General features: G+C 42.4%; 10 protein-coding genes and 1 pseudogene. 3 read left to right on the top strand and 8 right to left on the bottom strand.

Annotated features, from left to right (window positions below; translation table 11 throughout):
- The 3 genes from SCRDD08_RS11850 to cdaA all read right to left on the bottom strand — a co-directional run.
- Positions 1-599, bottom strand: a 599-nt coding sequence (locus SCRDD08_RS11850; protein WP_462217692.1) for a phosphohexomutase domain-containing protein, incomplete at its 3' end; no start/stop codon positions are given.
- 29 nt (positions 600-628) lie between these two features.
- Complete coding sequence (locus tag SCRDD08_RS04375) at positions 629-1378, bottom strand: CdaR family protein (protein ID WP_048763687.1); 750 nt, start codon at positions 1376-1378, stop codon at positions 629-631.
- Positions 1365-2222: a diadenylate cyclase CdaA gene (gene cdaA, locus SCRDD08_RS04370; protein ID WP_061422595.1), complete on the bottom strand. Its 858-nt coding sequence runs from the start codon at positions 2220-2222 to the stop codon at positions 1365-1367. The genes SCRDD08_RS04375 and cdaA overlap by 14 nt, the downstream gene beginning before the upstream one ends.
- A gap of 107 nt (positions 2223-2329) precedes the next feature.
- Between cdaA and murT the strand changes: the two genes are divergently transcribed.
- The 3 genes from murT to SCRDD08_RS04355 are packed head-to-tail and all read left to right on the top strand — an operon-like array spanning position 2330 to position 4729.
- Positions 2330-3673 (top strand): lipid II isoglutaminyl synthase subunit MurT, encoded by a 1344-nt coding sequence (gene murT / locus SCRDD08_RS04365; RefSeq protein ID WP_061422594.1) that lies wholly within the window; start codon positions 2330-2332, stop codon positions 3671-3673.
- Positions 3673-4458 carry a lipid II isoglutaminyl synthase subunit GatD gene (gene gatD / locus SCRDD08_RS04360; RefSeq protein ID WP_061422593.1) on the top strand — a complete coding sequence of 262 codons (786 nt, stop codon included), beginning with the start codon at positions 3673-3675 and terminating at the stop codon, positions 4456-4458. Before murT ends, gatD begins: the two co-directional genes overlap by 1 nt.
- Before the next feature lie 13 nt (positions 4459-4471).
- Positions 4472-4729: a LapA family protein gene (locus tag SCRDD08_RS04355; protein WP_061422592.1), complete on the top strand. Its 258-nt coding sequence runs from the start codon at positions 4472-4474 to the stop codon at positions 4727-4729.
- Positions 4730-4755: 26 nt separating this feature from the next.
- On the opposite strand, the gene lepB is transcribed toward SCRDD08_RS04355, so the two are convergent.
- The 5 genes and pseudogenes from lepB to SCRDD08_RS11640 all read right to left on the bottom strand — a co-directional run bounded on the left by lepB (position 4756) and on the right by SCRDD08_RS11640 (position 8561).
- Positions 4756-5313 carry a signal peptidase I gene (gene lepB / locus SCRDD08_RS04350; protein ID WP_061422591.1) on the bottom strand — a complete coding sequence of 186 codons (558 nt, stop codon included), beginning with the start codon at positions 5311-5313 and terminating at the stop codon, positions 4756-4758.
- Between the two features lie 152 nt (positions 5314-5465).
- A complete protein-coding gene (gene thrS / locus SCRDD08_RS04345) occupies positions 5466-7415 on the bottom strand; it encodes a threonine--tRNA ligase (RefSeq protein WP_061422590.1) in 1950 nt (649 codons plus the stop codon).
- Between the two features lie 91 nt (positions 7416-7506).
- The gene (locus SCRDD08_RS04340) at positions 7507-7863 is read right to left on the bottom strand and encodes a hypothetical protein (RefSeq protein WP_048763674.1); all 357 of its coding nucleotides are present in this window, start codon (positions 7861-7863) and stop codon (positions 7507-7509) included.
- A gap of 72 nt (positions 7864-7935) precedes the next feature.
- Positions 7936-8059 (bottom strand): annotated as a pseudogene (locus SCRDD08_RS11845) (AAA family ATPase); the annotation flags it as partial.
- Between the two features lie 136 nt (positions 8060-8195).
- Entirely contained in the window at positions 8196-8561 is a 366-nt protein-coding gene (locus SCRDD08_RS11640) for a hypothetical protein (protein ID WP_061422589.1), read from the bottom strand.
- Positions 8562-8717: the final 156 nt, after the last annotated feature.

Raw genomic sequence — 8717 nt, 5'->3', positions numbered from 1 at the left:
AGCTGGGCACCCAAATCAGCAAAAATTTGACGGGCGCTAGTTGAAGCAGCGCCATTTGCTGTATCAAGGGCAACGTGCATTCCTTCAAGATCTAAACCAGTTGAAACAAGATATTGTTGGTACTTACGCAGGCCTTCTGGATAAATCATGACTTTTCCTAAGCCTTCTGCACTTGGACGTGGAAGGGTATCTTCTGCTGCGTCCAGCAAAGCTTCGATTTCAAGTTCGCGTTCATCATCCAGTTTATAACCATCGCCACCAAAGAATTTGATACCGTTATCAAGAGCAGGATTATGGCTAGCCGAAATCATGACACCCGCACTAGCTTTTTCGGATTTAACCAAGTAAGCAACACCTGGAGTAGCAATCACACCAAGTTTGTAGACGTGGATCCCCACAGAAAGCAGACCTGCAATCAAGGCACTCTCCAGCATTTCTCCCGAAATACGTGTATCACGGCCAACAAACACTCGAGGAACTTCACTTTCGTGTTGGCTCAGAACATATCCACCAAAACGGCCCAGTTTAAAGGCCAATTCCGGCGTTAATTCCACATTAGCTTCTCCACGAACACCATCGGTTCCAAAATATTTACCCATTTTTAAAATTTTCCTTTCAAATCTTGCATTTATTTACTAGATGAATTCGAACTTGAGCTCGATTTGGAGCTTGACGAATTCGAATGTGTGGTTTTGGTCGTAACTTTCATCGTTGTTTCAAACGGTGTCACAACACTTGGCAAAACATTCCCATTGGCATCCATGGCCTGCAAGGAAGCTGCCCCACTATAATTTCCTGAAATAGTGACGTTGCTTGGTAAGACTGCTGCGACATGATTAACTTTTTCCAAAGTTTCTTCATCGCTTGTCACTGTAACTTCTTCGTGCTCCAAGCTCACATTTGTGATAGAGATATCTTCTGCAACCTGACTGCCTGTGATGAGATACTTCACTGGCACTTTCTTGCTTGCTTTTTTACCTATCTTGACTGAAATTTTTTGCGGATTGACCGTAGCAGACAGGCCGCTTGGTAGATTTTCGACTTTCAGCTGCACTTCGACTGTTCCTTCTGATGCATTGGATAAATCCGCTACCACATGGAACTTCCGTGTACTCTCTTGCATTTCGCTACTTAAAGCCACTCTATTAGAACCCGTCAAAACAACGCTAGCTTCGGAAGTGAAGCCGCTAATGAAGTACCGCTCACTATCATACTTGATATCAATCGGGACATTAGAAATCGTATTGCTGTAAGTTTCCGAGGTCACTTGGCGAATGCTGATACTATTTTGAAAACTACTGGACGTCGCATAAATAAACAAAACCAAAGCAAAAAATAAGGAGGAGATAATATAGAGAATTTTTTTACTTTGTTTCATTCTTCCATCCTCCTAGGATACGATTCTTTAGGCTCATTTTCTCATGCTTGTCTGATAAGAGGACTTCCCGAAGTTGTGATTCGAACTCGCTCAAACTCAAGTCATGCTTGAAAACTCCATTATGTGTCGTAGAAATACCGCCCGTCTCCTCAGACACGACAAAAGTAAAGGCATCTGAAACTTCTGAAAGGCCAATCGCAGCCCGGTGACGAGTCCCAAATTCCTTGGAAATACCTGTGCTTTCTGTAAGCGGCAAATAGGCACAAGAGGCAGCGATCTTATTATCTTTGATAATAACTGCCCCATCATGCAGAGGCGTATTAGGAATGAAAATATTGATCAACAATTCCCCAGAGATATCCGCATCCAGAGGGATTCCCGTTGCAATGTATTCCTGCAACGTTCGAGCGCCTTGAATAGCCACCAAGGCACCGATTTTACGCGGACTCATGTAAGCTACTGCCTTAACAAAGGCTTGAATCAATTTTTCCTCACTGCTGACTGGAGCAACAGAAAAAATCTCGGTCGCTCTACCCAGCTTTTCAAGACCAGTCCGAATCTCAGGCGAGAAAATCACCACCGCCGCAATGACCCCGTAGGTAATAACCTGATTGATCAACCATGAAATGGTCGTCAAACCAATAATATTCGCTAAAAACTGTGCCAAGATAAAGAAGAGCACTCCCCGAACCAGAATCATAATTTTGGTTCCGGCAATTGCTTTGGTAAAATGATATAAAATCCAGGTAACTAAAGCAATATCAATAATGTTGATTAAAATATTCCAAGGATTACTGAATACATTAGCCCAGTATTGGAGATTGGTTAATTGTTGAAAATTCATTGCATAGTGGCCCTCCCAGTCAAAAACAAACAGTTCTCAACCATTATATCACTTTTAAGGATATTTTTCTGTAACCTTCTTTACTTTTTTATGATAAAATATTTCTTATGAAGATAAATACAGCATTGGGCCTCTTGGCAGGCAAGTCCTCCCACTTTGTTCTCAGCAAAATGGGACGCGGCTCGACTCTGCCAGGGAAAGTTGCCCTCACATTTGATAAAAATATTTTGCAAAACTTGGCCAAGAACTACGAAGTTGTGGTTATTACTGGAACCAACGGAAAAACTCTGACTACAGCTTTGACAGTGGGCATTCTCAAGAAAGCTTTCGGAGAAGTGGTGACCAATCCCAGCGGTGCCAATATGATTACGGGGATTACGACAACCTTCCTGACTGCTAAGAAAAGCAAATCTGGCAAACATATCGCTGTGCTGGAAATTGATGAAGCCAGCCTGTCTCGGATTTGTGATTATATCAAGCCTAGCCTCTTCGTCTTTACCAATATTTTCCGTGACCAGATGGACCGCTATGGTGAGATCTATACAACTTACCAGATGATTCTGGATGCTACAGCTAAAGTGCCTGAAGCGACTGTACTGATGAATGGCGACAGCCCCCTCTTTAACTCGGTCAGCCTGAAAAATCCTATCCGCTACTATGGATTTGATACCGAGAAAAGCCAACCTAAGCTAGCACACTACAATACCGAGGGTATCCTCTGTCCTAAGTGCGAGCATATCCTCAAGTACGAGCTCAATACTTATGCCAATCTCGGAGCTTACATCTGTGAGGACTGTGGTTTCAAGCGCCCTAAGCTAGACTACAGCCTGACCGCTCTCAAAGCACTTGAGCACAATCGCTCTGCCTTTACCATTGATGGACAAGACTATCAGATCAATATCGGTGGTCTCTACAATATCTACAATGCCTTGGCCGCTGTGTCAGTTGCTCAGTTCTTTGGAGTCGATCCGGCTACTATCAAGGCTGGCTTTGACAAGAGCCGGGCTGTCTTTGGCCGTCAGGAAACTTTCAAAATCGGCGATAAGGAATGCACCTTGGTCTTGATCAAAAATCCGGTCGGAGCCACCCAAGCCTTGAAAATGATTGAGCTGGCACCTTTTGACTTTAGTCTATCTGTCCTGCTTAATGCCAACTATGCGGACGGTATTGATACTAGCTGGATCTGGGATGCAGATTTTGAGAAAATTCTAGAAATGAATATTCCTCAGGTCATTGCAGGCGGTGTGCGCCACTCAGAGATTGCACGTCGACTGCGCGTGACGGGCTATCCAGCAGATCAGATTACCGAAGTCAAAGATCTGGAAGCAGTCTTTAAGTTGATTGAAGAGCAAGAAACCAAACACGCCTATATCCTAGCTACTTATACCGCCATGCTGGAATTCCGCGAGTTGCTAGCAGAACGACAAGTAATCAGAAAGGAGATGAACTAATGGTTTATAGATCCCTCGTTTCTCCTGAAAACCAGGATTATCACTATGACTTAAAAATTGCTCATCTCTACGGCAACCTTATGAACACCTATGGCGACAATGGCAATGTCCTCATGCTCAAGTATGTAGCTGAAAAGCTAGGCGCTAGGGTTGAGGTTGATATCGTCTCCCTAGAGGATGACTTCGATAAGGATAGCTATGACATCGTCTTCTTTGGCGGAGGTCAAGACTATGAGCAAACGATCGTGGCTCGTGATCTGCCAGCTAAAAAAGAAGCTTTGGAAAGCTTTATCAATGAAAACGGCGTTGTGCTAGCCATTTGCGGCGGATTCCAACTCTTAGGCCAATACTATATCGAAGCTTCTGGCCGTCGAATCGAAGGTCTGGGCATCATGGGACACTACACTCTCAACCAAGTCAAGAATCGCTATATTGGTGACATTAAGATTCATAACGAAGAATTTAACGAGACCTACTACGGCTTTGAAAACCACCAAGGACGAACCTTCCTCTCTGACGATGAGAAACCTCTGGGCAAGGTCGTTTATGGAAACGGCAATAACCAAGAAGACGGCAACGAAGGCGTTCATTATAAAAATGTCTTCGGCTCCTACTTCCATGGCCCTATCTTGTCCCGCAACGCGAACTTAGCTTATCGTCTAGTGACTACTGCTCTGAAAAACAAGTATGGCTCTGCCATTGAACTAGCAGCTTATGAGGATATCCTAGCCCAAGAAACTCAAGAAGAATATGGCGATATCAAGAGCAAGGCTGAATTTGAATAATTAGGAGATCGCTATGAAAGAAAAATTGCACTATATCCTGCTATTGATTACCATCCTATTGGTTGCTAGTATTTCTTTAGCAAATATGCAGAGCGTCAATGTTAGCTTTATCCTTTTCAGCTTTAAACTTCCCTTAATCATTTTGATTTTGGTCTCTGTCCTCCTAGGCTCTATTACAACCTTTCTCATCAGCATGTCTAAAAACTTCTCGCTGAAAAAAGAGCTTAAGAAAACCAAAGAAAGTCTTAAAACATCTCAAGAAGAAAACTAGGTTGGAATTTCCAGCCTAGTTTTTTGCTACTTCGTTTCAATAAAACCAAATTTGTTTAAGGGAGACACGCGAAATTCTACACTTCCCTTAATCTGCTCCTTTTTGATCAGACCAAACTCACGGCTATCTTTCGTGTTTTCTCGTCGATCATTTAAGATTAAAAAAGAATTTTTAGGGATGGTATCAGAAGTCGCTCCTTTTAAGTCAACAACAGAAAAATCGTGGGTATAATAGCCCGTGCTGGCAGCTGAAGCCAGATATTTCTCTCGCATCTTTTCGATATATTGCTCTGATTGCACCTGATCGTTCAGATACAGCAAGTTATCCATATAGGTCACCTTGTCATTTTCCATAGCAATGACACGGCCGACATATTCTTTTCCATCGACCTCATAGAGAGCAAATTCCCCACGAGCAAGCTTGGCTGTCTTATCCACCAAGACCAAATCATTTTCCGCTAAAAAAGAATTGGCATCTTGCTTGGTGATACGATAAGGTGTATAGACAAACAAGCGTAGCCCCACCAGAATGGCAATAAATACCGTCACAATAATAATATTTCTCAGTAAATCTCTCTTTAACATCTCTCTCCCCTGTCCTTTTATTCTATTATATCATTTTTCATGGGATTAGACAAAACACTGAGATGAGAGAGGATTACGTTTAACAAAATTGTAAAAAATGAAAAGGCAAAGCCTATTGAGGAGCTTCCTCAATTGAATTTGCCTTTTTTATTTTAATCTTCTTTAGCCACACGTGATTTGTTGGCGATATCAGCTAGGATAGATTCTACAAATTCATCAACTGAAACAGTTTGTGTTTCTTTTTGTCCGTAGCGACGAACGTTGACTGTTCCATCTTCCATTTCCTTGTCCCCAACAATCAATTGGTAAGGAATCTTGCTGGTTTGAGAAGCACGGATCTTGAACTGCATTTTTTCATTGCGTTCATCCACATCAGCACGGACACCACGGTCACGGAGCTTCTTAGCTACTTCCCAAGCGTAGTCCACATGTTTCTCGTTAGAAACTGGGATGAGGGTTACTTGGTGTGGTGCCAGCCATGTTGGGAAGGCACCCTTGTAGTTCTCAATCAAAATCGCTGTGAAGCGTTCCATAGTTGAGATAACCCCACGGTGGATCATAACTGGGCGGTGCTCTTCGCCATCAGCTCCGATGTATTTAAGGTCGAAGCGTTCTGGAAGCAAGAAGTCAAGCTGAATCGTAGAGAGGGTTTCTTCTTTTCCAAGGGCAGTCTTAACCTGGATATCCAATTTTGGTCCGTAGAAGGCTGCTTCACCTTCAGCTTCAAAGTAATCAACACCCATTTCATCAAGGGCTGCACGAAGCATAGTTTGGGCATTTTCCCACATCTCATCGTTATCAAAGTACTTGTGAGTATCTTGAGGGTCACGAAGAGAGAGACGGAAGCGGTATTCAGTCAAGTTGAAGTCTTCATAAACATCGATAATCAACTGAAGGGCACGTTGGAATTCTTCTTGGATTTGTTCTGGAGTGACAAAGAGGTGACCGTCGTTGAGAGACATTTCACGCACACGTTGAAGACCAGTAAGGGCACCAGATTTTTCGTAACGGTGCATCATACCGATTTCGGCGATACGGATTGGCAATTCGCGGTAAGAGTGAACATGGTGTTTAAAGACTTGGATGTGGTGTGGGCAATTCATTGGACGAAGGACAAATTCTTCCCCGTCACCCATGTCCATGGTTGGGAACATATCTTCTTGGTAATGATCCCAGTGACCAGAAGTCTTGTAAAGCTCTACAGAAGCCAACGGCGGAGTATAAACGTGTTGGTAGCCAGAAGCCAATTCTTTGTCGACGATGTAGCGCTCCAATTCACGACGGATAGTCGCACCGTTTGGCAACCAGAATGGCAAACCTTGACCAACTTCTTGTGAAATCATGAAGAGGTCAAGCTCTTTACCAAGTTTACGGTGGTCACGTTCTTTGGCTTCTTCACGCATTTGAAGGTAGTTCTTCAAGTCTTTCTTGTCAAACCAAGCTGTACCGTAGATCCGTTGCATCATGGCATTGTCGCTATTTCCACGCCAGTAAGCACCTGCTACATGAAGAAGGTGGAAGATTTGGATACGGCCTGTTGATGGGACGTGAGGTCCACGGCAAAGGTCCACGTATTCCCCCTGACGGTAGATAGTCAAACCGCCTTCGTCCTCAGAGTGTTCTTCAATCAATTCCAACTTGTAAGGGTCGTTCTTGAAGATTTCACGCGCCTCGTCTTTCGTCACTTCTTCACGGATTGATGGGAAGTTTTCTTTAACGATTTTTTGCATTTCTTCTTCGATACGAGGAAGGTCTTCGTTGGAGATTTGACCAGCTGTGTTATCAGTATCGTAGTAGAAACCATCTTCGATAGCTGGACCAACTCCCAAGTGAATGTCTGGGAAAAGGCGACGAGCTGCTTGGGCGAACAAGTGGGCAGCTGAGTGACGCAAGATTGGAAGGGCATCTTCGTGATCAGGTGTCACGATTTCGATGCTTCCATCTTCAGTGATAGCACGAGTCGTGTCGATGAGTTTGCCGTTGAATTTACCAGCCAAGGCTTTTTTAGCTAGGGAATTGCTGATAGATTGGGCAATTTCAAAAGTAGTAACGCCAGATTCGAATTCACGAACAGCGCCATCTGGGAAAGTAATCTTAATCATGGTTTTCTCCTTAAATATTTATCATATTTTTATAACTGAGTTTTGAAGAACTGGGAAACCAGCTATCAACAAAGAATGATAACAATCAATTTCATTTTAGCTTTTTCATTCTAAAAATAAAGAAAAGCGTAGAAATAAATAGATAGCCTACCAAAGAAAGAATGAGAGACAAATATTCCTCCTGAGTCATCTCACCCCTCATATATATCCTTATTGGATAACTTTTGATTGCATTAACCAAATAGATAGCAGCTGTCAAACTTAAAAGATATCCTGTTATAATGAGTTTCTTGTTGTTGAAAAACATTAAGATACCAAGAAAGGGAGCAAGAAATGGCAAGAGAGGAATGAGTAGAAAAAATGAAAAGACGACAATATTTTCCGTTCCCCATAGGCTAAGAGTTTTCATTAGCCAAACATAGACTAATAGGAAGGTACAAGTCATCATCCAAGATAAATATTTCTTCAAATCTATCACCTCATTCAGCTCTTAGCTAAATTCATTTTAACTTTGTCGTAACTATTCTCCATATAAAAAAACGACATCCTCGAAAGGACGTCGCAACGTGGTTCCACCTTCATTTATGCAGGTCAAAAAGACCTACACCTCTGATTGGCTCTAACGTAGCCACCGTTTTATGTTTTCATAAAATTCAGTAGAGTAGTCCCAACTGCATCCTCTGCGCGATTTCCAGCTCCACGCGCTCTCTAAAAGATTTCCTGCAGGTGATATGTCTCTAAAAATTATTATAGCACGATTGAAAAAATTTGCAAGAACTTTTATTGGTTTTCAGCTCTGCTATTTTTCCTAGTAAATAGATAAATCAAGTGCCCTAAACCATTTCCAGCTAGTGAGCATAGGAAATAGACGGCATGATAAAGAGGAATCCACTCCCCAAAGGTGAAAATAGTCAGGAAAAATAAGAGAGCAACCAAGAAAGAAAAGTGCAAAGAAAACCCATAAAAAGCTGCATAGAGCAGGGATACCAACAAGGTTGCCAGAGGAGAGTAGATGAGAACATTTCCAACTACTAGCCCCTTACTTAAGATGGAATCCATGGGCACATACCGTAACAGTATATAAAAGACAAAATAGAAAAAGAAAAGGGGGAGCAAAAAGAACATTTCTTTTTTATGGACTTTCATAAGAGCACCTCCGTTCATTAGGCCTTATTAGAAAGTTTATTCCCAATATTTCCGAATATTCTTAATCTGCTTCTTAGATGCTTTTATCATTCTAGTTGAGCTGTTTACCGGCAGTGACATGATTTTCCTGGTAAATAGACAATGGTCTTGGCCAAG

Origin of the sequence: Streptococcus cristatus, assembly GCF_001578775.1 — a bacterium.
GTDB lineage: Bacteria > Bacillota > Bacilli > Lactobacillales > Streptococcaceae > Streptococcus > Streptococcus cristatus_A.
This window is presented reverse-complemented; position numbering and strand designations above follow the sequence as displayed.